10 protein-coding genes are annotated in these 14,922 nt (G+C 72.4%); 4 read left to right on the plus strand and 6 right to left on the minus strand.

The window, feature by feature from the left end:
• Position 1 precedes the first annotated feature (1 nt).
• From ACIQGV_RS19890 to ACIQGV_RS19905, 4 genes are all read right to left on the minus strand, one after another.
• Entirely contained in the window at positions 2–1,099 is a 1,098-nt protein-coding gene (locus tag ACIQGV_RS19890) for an effector-associated domain EAD1-containing protein (protein WP_402496343.1), read from the minus strand.
• A gap of 4 nt (positions 1,100–1,103) precedes the next feature.
• Positions 1,104–2,129 (minus strand): trypsin-like peptidase domain-containing protein, encoded by a 1,026-nt coding sequence (locus tag ACIQGV_RS19895; RefSeq protein ID WP_402496344.1) that lies wholly within the window; start codon positions 2,127–2,129, stop codon positions 1,104–1,106.
• A gap of 181 nt (positions 2,130–2,310) precedes the next feature.
• Positions 2,311–3,633 carry an alpha/beta hydrolase gene (locus ACIQGV_RS19900; RefSeq protein ID WP_402496345.1) on the minus strand — a complete coding sequence of 441 codons (1,323 nt, stop codon included), beginning with the start codon at positions 3,631–3,633 and terminating at the stop codon, positions 2,311–2,313.
• Between the two features lie 509 nt (positions 3,634–4,142).
• On the minus strand, positions 4,143–4,985 hold the full coding sequence (locus ACIQGV_RS19905; protein WP_402496346.1) for a hypothetical protein: 843 nt from the start codon (positions 4,983–4,985) through the stop codon (positions 4,143–4,145).
• A gap of 380 nt (positions 4,986–5,365) precedes the next feature.
• Here ACIQGV_RS19905 and ACIQGV_RS19910 point away from each other — a divergent pair, with 380 nt between their 5' ends.
• The gene (locus ACIQGV_RS19910; protein WP_402496347.1) at positions 5,366–6,757 is read left to right on the plus strand and encodes a glutamate decarboxylase; all 1,392 of its coding nucleotides are present in this window, start codon (positions 5,366–5,368) and stop codon (positions 6,755–6,757) included.
• A gap of 370 nt (positions 6,758–7,127) precedes the next feature.
• Positions 7,128–9,080 carry an amino acid transporter gene (locus tag ACIQGV_RS19915; protein ID WP_402496348.1) on the plus strand — a complete coding sequence of 651 codons (1,953 nt, stop codon included), beginning with the start codon at positions 7,128–7,130 and terminating at the stop codon, positions 9,078–9,080.
• Between the two features lie 69 nt (positions 9,081–9,149).
• Here the strand turns inward: ACIQGV_RS19915 and ACIQGV_RS19920 are convergent, their stop codons facing one another.
• The gene (locus ACIQGV_RS19920; RefSeq protein WP_402496349.1) at positions 9,150–9,530 is read right to left on the minus strand and encodes an ArsR/SmtB family transcription factor; all 381 of its coding nucleotides are present in this window, start codon (positions 9,528–9,530) and stop codon (positions 9,150–9,152) included.
• A 95-nt stretch (positions 9,531–9,625) separates the two neighbouring features.
• On the opposite strand from ACIQGV_RS19920, the gene ACIQGV_RS19925 reads away from it, so the two are divergent.
• Positions 9,626–11,605: a heavy metal translocating P-type ATPase gene (locus ACIQGV_RS19925; protein ID WP_402496350.1), complete on the plus strand. Its 1,980-nt coding sequence runs from the start codon at positions 9,626–9,628 to the stop codon at positions 11,603–11,605.
• A gap of 279 nt (positions 11,606–11,884) precedes the next feature.
• Here ACIQGV_RS19925 and ACIQGV_RS19930 read toward each other — a convergent pair whose 3' ends face one another.
• Entirely contained in the window at positions 11,885–12,097 is a 213-nt protein-coding gene (locus ACIQGV_RS19930) for a DUF4287 domain-containing protein (protein WP_402496351.1), read from the minus strand.
• A 396-nt stretch (positions 12,098–12,493) separates the two neighbouring features.
• Here ACIQGV_RS19930 and ACIQGV_RS19935 point away from each other — a divergent pair, with 396 nt between their 5' ends.
• The gene (locus ACIQGV_RS19935) at positions 12,494–14,884 is read left to right on the plus strand and encodes an RICIN domain-containing protein (RefSeq protein WP_402496352.1); all 2,391 of its coding nucleotides are present in this window, start codon (positions 12,494–12,496) and stop codon (positions 14,882–14,884) included.
• Positions 14,885–14,922 lie beyond the last annotated feature (38 nt).

The following is a 14,922-nucleotide window of genomic DNA, read 5'->3' on the forward strand; positions in this document are numbered from 1 at the left end:
CTCACGCACCTCCGCAGGCGTACTGTTCGCGGGCCCAGGACGCGGCCGCGCGCTGCAGTCCGTCGGTCATCGGCAGCGGTGCGTCGGCGGCGATGTGCCCGCCGCCGACGCGGCTGCTGAGTTCGTCGGCGAGGTGGTCGGCCTGGTCCGGGTCGATGGGCCGGCCCGCTTCCTTGGCGACGGCGAGGACGTAGTCGTGCAGGTCCTTGCCGACGAGGGGGCCGAACTCCTCGTGGGAGACGTAGGACCGGAGCTCGTCGGGCAGCCAGCCGTCGTAGGCGAGCAGGACGACGCGGAGCCGGTCGGCCATCTCCTCCTCGACGACGGCGGAGACCAGACGGGTCAGGGCCCGCAGGGCGGGCTCGGTGAAGCGCACGGACTGCGAGTCGTCGATGACCAGCCAGTGGCCGGCCCCCGCTCCGCCGGCCCGCTGCTCGCTCATCACGTTCCCGATCTGGTTGACCAGACTGCGTGCCTGGCTGTCCTCGGAGGTGTTGAGGTCGACGGAGAGGTTCCAGCCGAACATCTCCCGCAGGGTGTGCCCGATGTCCGCGACGCGCACCGGGGAGCTGTAGTCGCTCATGCGGATCCGGCGGCGGTTGACACCGTGGCTGTCCAGCACGTGGGCGATCAGGTACCAGCTGTGCGTCCTGCCGGAGCGGCGCCGGCCGTGCACGGCCAGCACCCGGTTGCCGTCGCCGTTGACCATGTTGTGCAGGGTGGTGCGGAACCCGAGACGGTCGATGAACGCCCGCTGACGGTTGTTGACCAGGTACGCGGAGCAGGGATCGGCCTCCCGGGCGGAGGTCCGCTCGGAGAGCAGGTACCCGAAGACGGGGAACGCCCTGGTGTTGGGGTCCTCGGCGGCCTTCTCGACCAGAGCCCTCAGCAGGCCGGCGGGTGCCGCCGCCTCCAGGATCTCCGGCCATACGTCCGTCATGCTGTTGCCCCAGTCGACGTCGGCCTCCCGGAATCCGGCGGAGAGGACGAGCTCGTATGCCCGCTGCTTGGAGCCGTAGACGGCGATCAGGGCGCGCAGGAGGTTCCTGGCGCGTTCGTCGTCGAGGTTGAAGGCGTGTTCGTCGATCAGCGCGGACATCGGCTCACACCAGCCGCTTCCGTGTGAGTCCCTCGACGACGCGCTCGATCCGCAGCCCCTCGTTGCGGAACTCGGCCGGTCCGTCGCCCGTGCCGATGCTGCGCCAGCGGCGGTGCAGGGCGACCAGCTCCCAGTGCTCGTCGAAGACCGGCGAACCCGACGACCCCCGTTCCGTGTCGGTCCAGTACTGGATCACGGTGTCGTCGACGTGCCGGACGACGTTGTGGCGGGCGGCGAGTTTCTTCACGCCGCCGTTCGGGTGCTGGATGATGTAGACCCTGTCGTCCACGGACACCGACACGCTGTCCGGGAGGGACACGCGCACGGCGTCCTCGGGCAGGCCCGTGGTGCTGCGGACGACCGCCCAGTCCGGTACCGGCTCGCCGACGGCCGACGCCGGATCGCAGGGCACCACCTGGGGTTCCGGGGTCCGGCCGCGCAGGTCGGCCTCGTAGCCGAACCAGGCTTCCACCGCCGGGAAGGGCGTGCCGTCGTCGTCGAACAGCACGTGGTGATTGGTCAGGAGGAGGTCGTCCGCGATGCGGAAGGCGGTGCCGTGGTAGTGGGAGCCGTCGGCGGCGGTGACGCGCAGCCGGCAGACGGAGCGGGCCAGTTCGGTGCCCCGGCGCAGGAACACCACGTCCTGGAGCGTGCCGGTGCGGAAGATCTGCCGTTCGCGTTCGTCGGGGTTCTCGAAATGCCGGAAGTCCGCCGCGTCCCGCCCGGACGGGCGGGACGCCTCCACCACGGGCTGCGCGTCGAGGAGTTCACGCACCCGGTCGGCGACGGCCTGGTCGGGCCCGGAGGTGACGGCTTCCAGCAGGGCCCGTAAGCGCTTCTGGTTGCTCGCCACCGTGATGAGGTCGAACCAGACGCTCATCATGGGCCGTTCGAGGTCGACCCAGCCGGTGTCCACGCCTGCTTGCCTGGCGAGTTGCTCGGCCCGTGCGGAGCGGTTGTACGCCGAGGCGAGCAGGTCGCGCAGTTCGAGCGCGCCGGGCGCGCTCCATTCGAACGGTACTGTGTCCACGAAGTGGGTCATCGTCTGTCGCTCTGTGTCGGTCGGCGGTCATCAGGAATCGGTCGTCGGTCGTGGTCGGTGGTGATCGGTGGTGATCTGCGGTCGTCCATGGTGCTCGGAGGTGACCGGCGGTCGCGGTCGGCGGTCGCGGTCGGCGGGTGCGGTCGGCGGTCGCGGTCGGCGGGTGCGGTCAGTTCTGCGGCAGGAAGGACCAGTGGTCGCCGTCCGGATGCGGTGTGCGGACGAGCCCGAAGCGCTGCGCGGGCCTGTGCCCGTGCCGGAACAGCCCGTACAGGTCGGCGATCACGCCGGCGTGGTTGCCCACGTAGGAGTGGCCGAGGAGATCGGTCCCGAGCGCGGTGACGTCGATGGTGTCGAGTCCGGGCGCGACGATCACGCGGGCGCCGCCCTGCCCCGCGCGCGGGAAGTCCGACAGTCTGCGGGCCGCGGCCAGGGCGCGGTCCCGGTCGGACACGTACAGCGTGCAGGTGCGGGCCTGCCGGACGGTGTCCGGGAGCAGGTGGCGGAACACGTCGGCGTCGACGTCGGGAGCGGCGAACACGACGTGGCCCAGCCGCCCGCAGTCCTCGGGCAGCGCGGTGGTGTCCAGGCCCGACAGTCCGTCGGTGAGCAGCCGGTTGCCCATGCTGTGGGCGATGATGTGCACCTGGCGCACCCCGGTCCGGGTGAGCAGGGTGTGCAGGAAGGTCCGGAAGTACGGGACGGCACGCCGTACGGCGTCCCCGTCCGCCGGGTAGTCCAGGACGCCGCCCTTCGAGGGCCAGCTGTACAGCAGGGCCGGGCCGGTGAAGTTGAGGTCGTAGGCGATCTGGGCGGCGCTCCGGGCGGCGTCGGCGAAGGTGACGTGGTAGCCGTGCACGAACACCAGCGCTTCCCGGTCCGTGCCGTGGTCCAGCTGTGCGCGCACGTTCCGGGCGAAGGTGTCCTCGTCCGTGGGCCGGGTGCCGGCGAGGAGCACGTCCCGGGCGGGGTCTGGCCGGAGCCTCAGCCGCCACCAGCGGGGTTTGCCCAGGGAGCCGACCACCCGGTCGTCGGGGACGCCGACGGTGGCCTCACCGTGGGCGAGCTCCCCGCGCCGCGAGCCGTACACGCCCGGGTCGGTGCCGTCGGCCAGCGGTGCGCGGTCGGTGGCGTACAGGACGGGCACGAGCAGCGAGCGCTGCACGGGGGTCCAGTGGGCCGGTGCCGCCTCGGGCCCGAACCGCTCCTGTCCGCGCGCCAGCCGGTCGAACTCCTCGTGCAGCCAGGCCCCCAGGGGCGGCCGGGCCTGTAACGCGGCCTCCACCGAGCGGGCCGCGCCGTCGAGGGCGTCGAAGGTCTCGGGTGTCACGCCGGGTTGCTCGGCCGCGGCCGCCTCGCACGCCCGGTCGAAGGCCCGCAGCCCGGCCAGCACGTCGTCCTCGAGGTCCTCGAGCTCACGCCCAACGACACGGTCCACGACTCTCGGCCAGATCGCCGCCACCGCCGGCACCAGCGGCCCCCACTCCTCCACAGCCCCTCCCCCGAAGAGCACCGGCGCCCCACTCCCGGAACTGCGCCACTCACGACGCAGCATAGGGGGTACGCCGCACCGGGCAGGGCCGGTTCACACCGGTTGAATCAGTGCGCCGGGCACGCGCCCCCACCCCGCACCGCCACGGCCGACGCCGCGGCGGTGCGGGTCTCCTTCGGTGAGAGGTGACAGCGGCAGCCGCGTGCAACGCCCTGTCCCCGGCCTGCTGTTCGGCGGGAAGCTCTCTTCGGGCCGTGCGGCGCTCGGCCGCCGGGACGGGGGCGAGCACGGGTACGGCGGCCGGCCCGCGCAGCGCCCGGGCGGATCCGTCTGCGGCGGCGGCCCGGTGGCCGCGAAGGAGCGCGGTGCGTCCGCGAAGGAGCGCGGTGCGTCCGCGCCGTCCGTCCGCGCGGCCGGAAGCAGGTCCGGCTCACGGTGCGGCAGAGCGGCCCGCCCGGCAGGTCCGGGTACGCGAGGGGGTCGTGCACGGCGTTCAGGTCCGCGCCGGGTCAGGGGTGTTCGCAGAGCTGGAGGACACCGGCGACGGAGAAGCAGGAGGCGCCGGTGAGGGTGGCCCAGTTGGCGATGCCGGTGCTGATCAGGCTGCCGGTGGCGGGAAGGTCGAAGGCCGCGATCGCCGAGACCATGAAGAGCACGGAGCCGAGCTGGTTCACGGCGACGATCCACCAGCCCAGGCTGCGGCGGCGGAAGCAGAACCGGCCGTGGCAGATCTCGGCGAACGCGAGGTGGCCGGAGATCAGGAAGAGCACGCAGCCGATCACGTCCGGCGCCCAGATCAGCCGGTTGACCTGCTGGACGCTCAGGCCCTGGAGGAAGGAGTCCAGCAGGTCGACGGCGAACACCAGGGTGCCGGTGAACAGGACGAACGCGCTCAGCCAGTCCAGCCGCGCCGGCTCGTAGCTCCACCAGCGCCAGCGCCGGGTGACCAGCCGGCCCTCGCCACCGGGTACGTGCCGGGGGGCGTTGACGACCTGGAGCAGTGAGACGTAGCCGCCGGTGTTGAAGAAGAGTCCGCCGGCGAAGTAGACCGACGCGCAGGTGGTGGCGTCGCCGGAGCCGAACTGGGCGACGCCGGCGCCGGCCGCGAAGAGGGCGCCGCCGATGACGAAGGCGGTCGCGGCGACGGCGTTGAGCCTGCTCAGCCGGCGCAGCGCGACCTCGTCGGCCCTGGTGTGACGGCTGCCGGGAGCGCCGGGCGCGCGGACCGCGATGACTCCGCGCCGCCGTGCGAGCCGTGACTCCCACACGGCCGTGCCGCCGCCGGGGAGGTGCCAGGTGAGCCGGGTGGTGAACGGTCCCGCGCCCTCGGCGCGCTGCTCGGCGGAGCTCATGCGGGCGGGACGGCGGCGGCACCGTCCTCTTCCTCGGGGCCGGCCGGCGGACGCCGCCGCTCACCGTCACGCCACCACGGCGGACGGCCGTACGCGGGGAGGATGCCGCTCATGGCACGTCCCGGGGCGCTGGGCGCATGGGGCACCTGGTGCGAGCACCCCTGATCACGCTTCGACTCCGGCAGGGCAAAAGGAACATAGCGGATATTCTGCGGGCGATTCCTCCGCAGGACCAACAGCGGGAGCGGTGGCCGGAGGTCCGTACCGGGCCCGGGTCACGGGCCGCGTCACCCGGCCGGGCCACGCCCGCTGTCGGGTACGGCTCCTCGCTCATAGCCTCCGAGAGAGAACACGGCAGGACGACGCGAGAGGTGCCACCGGTGGCTCTGCACAACGCCAAGGAAACGGCCGCCGATCCGGCCGCCGACGTCTTCACCTCGCCGATCAGCGAGAAACCTCTGCCCAAACGGGCGATGCCGGAGCTGCCGGCGCCCCCGCACGTCGTCTACCAGTTGCTGCGCAACGAGCTGCTCCTGGACGGCAACGCGGCCCAGAACCTGGCGACGTTCTGCACCACCTGGATCGACGACGAGGTCAGGCGCCTGATGGACCTGTGCCTCGACAAGAACATCGTCGACAAGGACGAGTACCCGCAGACGGCCGAGATCGAGTCCCGGTGCGTCAACATCCTCGCCTCCCTGTGGCACGCCCCCGGCGGTTCCGACGGCTCCGAACCCGCCGTGGGGTGCTCCACCACCGGCTCCAGCGAGGCCGCCATGCTCTGCGGCCTCGCCCTGAAGTGGCGCTGGCGCGACCGGCGGCGTGCCGCCGGCCTGACGACCGACCGGCCGAACCTCGTGTGCGGCCCCGTACAGGTGTGCTGGGAGAAGTTCGCCCGCTACTTCGACGTCGAGCTGCGCCAGGTCCCGGTGGAACCGGGCGCGACCGGCCTGCAGGCGCACCAACTGCGCCAGTACGTCGACGAGAACACGATCGGCGTCGTGGCGATCCTGGGCGTGACCTACACCTGCACCTACGAGCCGGTGGCGGAGATCGCGGCCGAACTCGACCGCATGCAGGCGGAGACCGGCCTCGACGTCCCCCTCCACATCGACGCGGCCTCCGGCGGTTTCATCGCCCCGTTCCTCCACCCCGACCTGGAGTGGGACTTCCGGCTGCCGCGGGTCGCCTCGATCAACGCCTCCGGCCACAAGTACGGCATGGCGCCGCTCGGCGTCGGCTGGGCCCTGTGGCGCGACAAGGCGGCCCTGCCGGAGGACCTGGTCTTCCACGTCGACTACCTCGGCGGCGACATGCCCACCCTCGCCCTGAACTTCTCCCGGCCCGGCGGACAGGTCGTCGCCCAGTACTTCATGTTCCTGCGCCTGGGCCGCGAGGGATACCGGCGCGTCTACCAGGCGTGCGCCGACACGGCCCAGCACTTCGCCCGGCAGGTCGCCGACATGGGCCCCTTCACCCTGCTCTACGACGGCACCGGGGCCCTGCCCGCGGTCTCCTGGACCCTGACCGACCCGGGCTCGGCCGGATGGAGCCTGTACGACCTGTCCGACCAGCTCCGTATGCGCGGCTGGCAGGTCCCGTCCTATCCGCTGCCGCCCGACCGCCAGGAGACCGTGATCCAGCGTGTGCTGGTCCGGCACGGCGTCGACCGCGACGAGATCGAGCTCCTCGCCGAGGACATGCGCAGGGCGATCAAGCATCTCGACGAGGGACATCCGCACGACTCGGCCCGCGTCGGCTTCCACCACTGAGCGAGGAGGGGCGGGCCGCGGTCACCCCGCCGCCTGCCCCGGCCGCGGCCGTCCGCCCCGGCCGTGGCCGACTGCTTCGGGGCGCGGCCGGACAGCGGCTCGGACCAGAGGCAGCCGAGGGCGGTCGGACCGGCGCACCGGGCGACGGCGGGCCCTCCGCCGTGGCCGAGGCCGTGCCGCCGTCGGGTGCCACCCGGTGTCACCCCGGTGCCGTGCGGTGCGTCCGGCGCGCACCGGTGCAACCTTGACGGGATCCTGACGGGCAGAAGGCCCCTGTTCGCAGGCCAGGGCCTCACTGTCTGCTTACGCTGATTCGGCCGTCCGCGTGACGGCAGGAACCCCCGCCGAACAGCGCATCAGGAGCCCGCCGATGGCCACCACCGAACACCCACCGCACCGGCTGCGTGCCTGGATGCTGGAGGGCCTGTCCGACATGGGCAAGGACCAGGGCCAGGTGGGCCCCCGCCCGGAGCCCGGGCCGGAGCACCAGGGCCAGCCCTGGTACCGGGTGATGTGCCTGACCGGCGTCGACTACTTCTCCACCCTCGGCTACCAGCCCGGCATCGCCGCCCTCGCGGCCGGGCTGCTCTCCCCGGTCGCGACCGTCGTGCTGGTGATCGTCACCCTGGCCGGCGCCCTCCCGGTCTACCGCAGGGTCGCCGAGGAGAGCCCGCACGGCGAGGGCTCCATCGCCATGCTGGAACGGCTGCTCACCTTCTGGAAGGGCAAGCTGTTCGTCCTGACCCTGCTCGGCTTCGCCGCCACCGACTTCCTGATCACCATCACCCTGTCGGCCGCCGACGCCTCCACCCACCTCGTGGAGAACCCGCACCTCGAAGAGGCGCTGCAGGACAAGCAGCTGCTGATCACCCTGGTCCTGATCGCGCTGCTCGGCGCGGTCTTCCTCAAGGGCTTCCTGGAGGCCGTCGGCGTCGCCGTCGCCCTGGTCGGCGTCTACCTCGCGCTCAACGCCGTCGTGGTGGTCAGCGGCCTGTACCACGTCGTCACCGAGGGCCATGTCGTCACCGACTGGTGGAACGCCCTGACCGCCGAGCACGGCAATGTCTTCGTGATGATCGGCATGGCCCTGATCGTCTTCCCGAAGCTGGCGCTCGGCATGTCCGGCTTCGAGACCGGCGTCGCGGTGATGCCGCACGTGCGGGGCGACGCCACCGACACCGAGCAGCGGCCCGCGGGACGCGTCCGGGACACCAAAAAACTGCTCACCACGGCCGCGCTGATCATGAGCTGCTTCCTGATCTGCACCAGCTTCATCACCACTCTGCTGATCCCGGAGAAGGAGTTCGAGGAGGGCGGCAAGGCCAACGGGCGGGCGCTGGCCTATCTGGCGCACGACTACCTGGGCAACACCTTCGGCACGGTCTACGACGTCTCCACCATCGCCATCCTGTGGTTCGCCGGCGCCTCCGCGATGGCGGGTCTGCTCAACCTGATGCCGCGCTACCTGCCCCGCTACGGCATGGCCCCCCACTGGGCCAGGGCCGTCCGCCCGATGGTCCTCGTCTTCACCCTGGTCGGCTTCCTGGTGACCTGGATCTTCGACGCCGACGTCGACGCCCAGGGCGGCGCCTACGCCACCGGCGTGCTGGTGCTGATCACCTCCGCCGCGATCGCGGTGACCATCGCCGCGCGCAAGGCCGGGCAGCGCAACTGGACCGTCGCGTTCGCGGTGATCTCCGTGGTGTTCCTCTACACCACGGTCGTCAACGTCATCGAACGCCCCGACGGCGTGAAGATCGGCGCCTGCTTCATCGCCGGCATCATCCTCATCTCCCTGCTCTCACGGCTGCTGCGCGCCTTCGAGCTGCGCGTGACCGGCGTGGTCATGGACGACATGGCTCAGCGATTCGTCCGCGACATCGCCGGCCGCAGGATCCGGTTCATCGCCAACGAGCCCGACCGGCGCGACAAGGCGGAGTACCGCGACAAGACCGAGCAGATCCGCGCCGACAACGACCTGCCCGAGCAGGAGGACTTCGTCTTCGTCGAGGTCACCGTCACCGACCCCTCCGACTTCGAGGCCGGTCTGGTGGTGCGCGGCGAGGTCCTGCACGGCCGCCACCGGGTGCTGACCGTGGAGTCGTCCTCGGTCCCCAACGCCCTGGCCGCGCTTCTCCTGCACGTCCGCGACTCCACCGGCCGTATCCCGCACATCTACTTCGAGTGGACCGAGGGCAGCCCGTTCGCCAACTTCCTGCGCTTCTTCCTCTTCGGCCAGGGCGAGGTCGCCCCGGTCACCCGCGAGGTCCTGCGCGAGGCGGAGCCGGACCCCGCACGCCGCCCGCGCGTCCACACCGGCTGAGGACCGGGGCCCCCGCGGGCACACAGGCAGGCGGACCGGCCGGCAGGCCGGACACTCCCCCGCCCGGCGCTACTCGGCCGCGGCCGGAGCGGCGAGCCCGGCGGGGAGGTCGCGGGCACCCATGCGCAGATGCTCGACGTGGTGGAGGGCCTGGTCGAGCAGCTCGGCGACGTGGTTGTCGTAGAGGGCGTAGACGATGGAGCGACCGTGCCGTTCCCCGGTGACGAGGCCGAGGTTGCGCAGCAGACGGAGCTGATGCGAACACGCCGACGGCTCCATGTCGACCGCGGTGGCGAGGTCGCCGACCGAGCAGGGCCCTTCCCTCAGCCGGGCCAGGATGTACAGCCGTGAGGGGGTGGCGAGAGCCTGGAGGGTCGCGGCGACATCGGCCGCGCCGACCGTGTCGAGACGCTCGCGGGTGGTGCTGCCGGTATTCGGTCCATGGCCCATGGGACCATGATACGAGCGACACCTGAAGACCTGTTCATATGTTCCTGTATGGTGGGCGCGTCGCACCGCCTCCGCCCGTGAAGGGTTGCTCTGTCATGTCTTCTGTCCTGGAGCGGCCGCCCGCCGCCGCGGTGCCCGTCCCGCCGCGGCGCCGTACCCGGCTCCTGGCGCTGCCCGAGGTCCGGTGGGCTTTCGCGGCGCTGGCGCTGTTCCTGCTCGCGCTCCCGCTGTATCTGCTGGACGCGCCGGCCTGGGCATGGGGCCCGCTGTTCGCGGCCACCTACGTCACCGGAGGCTGGGAACCGGGCCGGGAGGGACTCCTGGCCCTGCGGGACAGGACGCTCGACGTGGACCTGCTGATGGTGGTGGCCGCACTCGGCGCCGCCGCGATCGGCCAGGTCCTCGACGGCGCGCTGCTGATCGTCATCTTCGCCGTCTCCGGCGCCCTGGAAGCCGTCGCCACCGCCCGCACGGCCGACTCCGTACGCGGGCTGCTCGACCTCGCACCGCAGACGGCGACCCGCCTCGCGGACGACGGCACGGAGGAGACCGTCCCGGCCGCCCGGCTGGCCGTGGGCGACACCGTCCTCGTCCGCCCCGGGGAACGCATCGGCGCCGACGGCCGGGTGCTCGACGGTGCGAGCGACGTCGACCAGGCGACCGTCACCGGCGAGCCGCTGCCACTCGCCAAGCACCCCGGCGACGAGGTCTTCGCGGGCACCCTGAACGGCTCCGGCGCCCTGCGGATCAGGGTCGGGCGCGACCCTTCGGAGTCGGTCGTCGCCCGCATCGTGACGATGGCCGAGGACGCCTCCAGGACCAAGGCGCCCACCCAGCTCTTCATCGAGAAGGTCGAACAGCGCTACAGCCTCGGCATGGTCGCCGCCACCGTCCTGGTCCTCGTGATCCCGCTGCTCCTGGGTGAGGACCTGCGGGCCGCGCTGCTGCGCGCCATGACCTTCATGATCGTGGCCTCGCCGTGCGCCGTCGTCCTGGCCACCATGCCGCCGCTGCTCTCGGCGATGGCCAACGCCGGCCGCCACGGCGTGCTCGTGAAGTCCGCCGTCGTGATGGAACGCCTGGGGCACGTCGACGCGGTCGCGCTCGACAAGACCGGCACCCTCACCGAAGGCACCCCGCGCCTGACCGGCCTGCTGCCCGTGAGCGGCTCCGGCCTCGACGAGGACGCCCTGCTCCGGCTCGCCGCGGCCGCCGAGCACCCCAGCGAGCACCCTCTCGCCCGCGCCGTCGTCGACGCCGCCCGAGCCCGGCGTCTCGGCCTGCCGCCCGCGGAGTCCTTCGCCTCCACCCCCGGCACCGGCGTCACCGCCACCGTCGACGGGCACCGGGTGGCCGTGGGCAGCCCCGCCCGGCTGCTCAACTCCGCCGCCCACCCTGCCGCCGTGCTCGCCGCCGCCGTGGAGGAGGACGGCCGCACCGCCGTGGTCGTCACCGTCGACGGACACCCGGCCGGCGTGCTCGGGATCGCCGACCGCCTCAGGCCGGAGGCCGCCGTCGCCGTCCGGGCCCTGAGCGGACTCACCGGCCGGCCCCCGGTCCTGCTCACCGGCGACAACCCGCGCGCCGCCGCCCGTCTCGCCGCCGAGGCCGGCATCGGCGACGTCCGTGCCGGTCTGCTGCCCCAGGACAAGGTCGCCGCGGTCGACGAGCTCCAGAGCACCGGAGCCAGACTCCTCGTCGTCGGGGACGGCGTCAACGACGCCCCCGCGCTCGCCGCCGCGCACACCGGTGTCGCCATGGGACGGGCCGGCTCCGACCTCGCCCTGCAGACCGCCGACGCGGTCGTCGTCCGCGACGAACTCACCGCCGTCCCCGCGGTGGTCGCCCTCTCGCGCCGGGCCCGCAGGCTCGTCGTCCAGAACCTCGTGATCGCCGGCACGTTCGTCGCCGTCCTCGTCGGCTGGGACCTGGCCGGCACCCTTCCGCTGCCCCTCGGAGTCGCCGGGCACGAAGGCTCCACCGTCCTCGTCGGCCTCAACGGCCTGCGGCTCCTGACGGACGGCGCCTGGCGCCGCGCCCGCGCCGAGGGGGCCGCACCTTCACGGCCGGCCTGACGCGGACGACAGGCCCGGCAGGCCCGGCAGCCCCGTGAGGCTCCGTCGCGGCACCGGCCGCCGGCCTCGGCGGTGGCGGTCGTCACCGCCGTCCGCGGGGCCGGTCACACGCCCCACCGGTCGCAGTGCTCGATGCGGATCCCGCGGGCGTCGCCGAGAACACCGGCGTCCCCGCAGGTCCGGGGAACGCCGGCCTTCGGCCCGTCACCGCCGGAACGACTCCGGCCGCCCGGGCACCGGGCACTTCAGCCCGCCGGGCGCCTCAGCCCGCCGGGCACTTCAGCTCGCCGGGTCCTCGGCGAGGGTGTGCGCGACGAGCGCGTTGGCGTGGCCGTGGCCCAGGCCGTGCTCGGACTTGAGCCAGTTCACGAGTTCCCCGTGCCTGGTGAGCGGGGACGTACGGATCAGCTCCTTCCACTCCGCGACCGGGCGGCCGTACTTCTTCTCGATGGAGGGGAAGTAGCTCGCGGGGCCCTTCACTGCGTCGGCCATCGGTGTCCTCGTTTCCTGTAGGTGCTTCACGGCAGAGCCGCTCTCGCGCGATGTCGTCCCCTGTCGGACCGGCGCCGGCCGGCGAAGTCATCGCTCCGGGCTCCGTGTTCCAGGTCACAGATCCTTCGGCCCGCTCCCGCACGACAGGCCACCCGGTTCCGCGGGCCGACCGGAACGCTCCAGGACCCCGCCCGGCGAACCTCACCACCGGGATCCGGCCGGAACACTCCCGTCTTGTCATGTCCCTGGACAGGCCCGGGTGTGCGTGCTCTCATGCCAGAGGTCGCTTTTCTAACGTTGTAGAGCCAGTCGTCACGTCCATGTGCCCATCGGGACGCCGCCGTTTCCCCCTCCCCGCCGGCCGCCCAGGGACCGATCACCGACAGGAGCTCCCGTATGCCCTTGCCCCGACGACGCTTCCTCCGCGACACCGCCCTGGTGGCCGGCGCGGCCTCGGTCGCACCGCTGACGGCCTCCCTTCCCGCGACAGCCGCGGGCCAGGCCCTCGCGCCGGACGCCCTGCTCAGGCTGCGGCCGGGCAGCATCACCCCGCGCGGCTGGCTGGCCGGCCAACTGCGCCAGCAGCTCGCCGGGTTGTTCGGCCGCTACGCGGAGATCTCCCACTTCCTCGACTTCGGCACGTCCGGCTGGGTCCACCCGGAGAACGGCGGCTGGGAGGAACTGCCGTACTGGCTGCGCGGATACGTCCCGCTCGCCGTCGCCACACAGGACCGCGACGCGCTGGCCACCGCGCGCAGATGGATCGACGCCGTCCTCGCCACCCAGCAGACCGACGGCTTCTTCGGCCCCCGCGCGCTGCGCACCGCGCTGAACGGAGGCCCGGACTTCTGGCCGTTCCTGCCGTTGCTCATGGCCCTGCGCACCTGGGAGGAGTACGCGCGAGACAGCCGTGTCGTGCCGTTCCTGACCCGTTTCCTGCGCTACATGAACGCCCAGGGGCGGGGCGCCTTCGACTCCAGCTGGGTGTCCCTGCGCTGGGGCGACGGCCTGGATGTCGCGGCATGGCTGCACCGCCGTACGGGCGACGCCTTCCTGCTCGATCTCGCGGCGAAGATGCACACCTACGGCGCCGACTGGACGGGTGCCCTGCCGAACCAGCACAACGTCAACATCGCCCAGGGCTTCCGGGAACCGGCTCAGTACGCGCAGGTGACGGGCGACGCGGCCCTGACCCGTGCCACGTACCGCACCTACGAGCAGGTGCTGGCCGGGTACGGGCAGTTCCCCGGCGGCGGCTTCGCGGGGGACGAGAACATCCGCCCGGGCTTCACCGACCCCCGGCAGGGCTTCGAGACGTGCGGCATCGTCGAGTTCATGGCCAGCCATCAGCTGCTCACCCGCACCACCGGCGATCCGGTGTGGGCCGACCGGTGCGAGGATCTCGCCTTCAACCTGCTTCCCGCGGCCCTCGACCCCGACGGGAAGGGCGTGCACTACATCACCAGCGCGAACTGTGTCGACCTGGGCAGCGAGCGCAAGACCCAGGGGCAGTTCCAGAACGGCTTCGCGATGCAGTCGTACCAGCCCGGCGTCGACCAGTACCGCTGCTGTCCGCACAACTACGGCATGGGCTGGCCGTACTTCAGCGAGGAGGCGTGGCTGGCCACTCCCGACGGAGGTCTGGCCGCCGCGCTCTACGCCCCGTGCGAGGTGAGCGCCGTCGTCGCGGGCGGCGCACGGGTGACGGTGCGGGAGACGACCGACTACCCCTTCTCCGAGACCGTCCGGCTGACGCTCTCCCTCGACCGGTCCGCTTCCTTCCCGCTGCTCCTGCGCATACCGGGCTGGTGCCGCGGCCCGGAACTGAAGGTGAACGGGCGGACGGTCACCGCGCCCGACGGTCCCGCCTTCGCCCGCGTCGACCGTCTCTGGAGGAACGGCGACACGGTCACCCTGCGTCTGCCGCAGCGCACCGTGCTGCGCCGCTGGACCGGCCGGCACGGCGCGGTCGGCGTCGACCACGGGCCGCTCAGCTACGCGCTGCGGATCGGCGAGCGCTACGAGCGCCACGCGGGCACCGAGACGTTCCCCGAGTACGAGGTGCACGCCACCACCCCCTGGAACTACGGCCTGGTACCCGACGCGCCGCTGTCGTTCCACCCGGCGACCGCCCCCGTCGCCGACCTCCCCTTCAGCCACGGCACCGTCCCGGTGCGCATCACCGCGCAGGCGCGGCGCATCAGCACCTGGATCACGGACACCGAGCAGGTCGTCGCACCCCTGCAGCAGAGCCCGGCCCGCAGCGACGCGCCCGTGGAGACGGTCACGCTCATTCCCATGGGGGCCGCGCGCCTGCGTGTCTCCGCCTTCCCCACCGCCACGCCGGACGGACACGACTGGACCCCCGAACCTCCCTTCCGGCGCATCCTGAACAAGCACAGCGGCAAGGTCCTCGCCGTGGACAACATGTCGACCTCCAACAGCGCCCACGTCGTCCAGTTCGACAACTCCGGTACCGGCGACCACGCCTGGCAGCTCGTCGACAAGGGAGACGGCTGGTTCCTGGTGCGCAACGGGCACAGCGGCAAGGTCCTCGGCGTCGACAACATGTCCACCTCCAACAGCGCCCACGTCGTCCAGTACGAGGACAACGGCACCGACGACCACCTGTGGACGCCGGTGGACCGCGGCGACGGCTGGTTCCTCGTGCGCAACCGGCACAGCGGCAAGGTCCTCGGCGTCGACAACATGTCCACCTCCAACAGCGCCCACGTCGTCCAGTACGAGGACAACGGCACCGACGACCACCTGTGGCGGTTCGTCTGAGGACGCCGGGCCGGGGCCTGCCGACGCCCCGGGCCGGA

The sequence above is a fragment of the Streptomyces sp. NPDC093094 genome, assembly GCF_044754345.1.
Taxonomy (GTDB): domain Bacteria; phylum Actinomycetota; class Actinomycetes; order Streptomycetales; family Streptomycetaceae; genus Streptomyces.